This is a genomic window from Streptacidiphilus jeojiense, assembly GCF_000719095.1.
Classification (GTDB): Bacteria; Actinomycetota; Actinomycetes; order Streptomycetales; family Streptomycetaceae; genus Streptacidiphilus; species Streptacidiphilus jeojiensis.
Genome location: NZ_JOEH01000095.1, coordinates 1 through 751 on the forward strand (window position 1 = coordinate 1; position 751 = coordinate 751).

The 751-nt window shown below is 71.5% G+C and carries 1 protein-coding gene; it reads left to right on the plus strand.

The annotated features are described in order from the left end of the window. Positions 1-751: transketolase (locus IF29_RS0141185; RefSeq protein WP_030267724.1), on the plus strand; the 751-nt coding region annotated here is incomplete at both ends.

Here is a 751-nt window from a genome sequence, read left to right on the forward strand (position 1 = left end):
CTCCCCGTTCGACCACACCATCTGGGGCATCTGCTCGGACGGCGACCTGGAGGAGGGCGTCTCCGGCGAGGCCTCCTCCCTCGCGGGCCACCAGAAGCTCGGGAACCTGGTGTTCCTGTACGACGACAACCACATCTCGATCGAGGGCGACACCGAGACCGCGTTCTCCGAGGACGTCCTCAAGCGCTACGAGGCCTACGGCTGGCACATCCAGCGCGTCGCCCCGGCCGAAAGCGGCGACATCGACCCCAAGGCCCTGCACGACGCCATGGTCATCGCCCAGGCCGAGACCGAGCGCCCCTCGATCATCGCCATGCGCACCGTCATCGCCTGGCCGGCCCCCAACGCCAAGGGCACCGAGGAGTCGCACGGCTCCGCCCTGGGCGCCGCTGAGGTCGCCGCCACCAAGCAGGTGCTTGGCTTCGACCCGGAGCAGTCCTTCGAGGTCGCCGACACGGTGCTGGCCCACGCCCGCGAGGTCGGCGACCGCGGCCGCGAGGCCCACGCCGCCTGGTCCAAGCGTTTCGAGGACTGGCGCACCGCCAACCCGCAGCGCGCCGCCGAGTTCGACCGCATCACCGCGGGCCGCCTGCCCGACGGCTGGGAGCAGGCCATCCCGACCTTCGAGCCCGGCAAGGAGGTGGCCACCCGCAAGGCGTCGGGTGAGTTCCTCAAGGCTGTGGGCGCGGTGGTGCCGGAGCTGTGGGGCGGGTCGGCGGACCTGGCCGGCTCCAATCTGACCACCATCGAC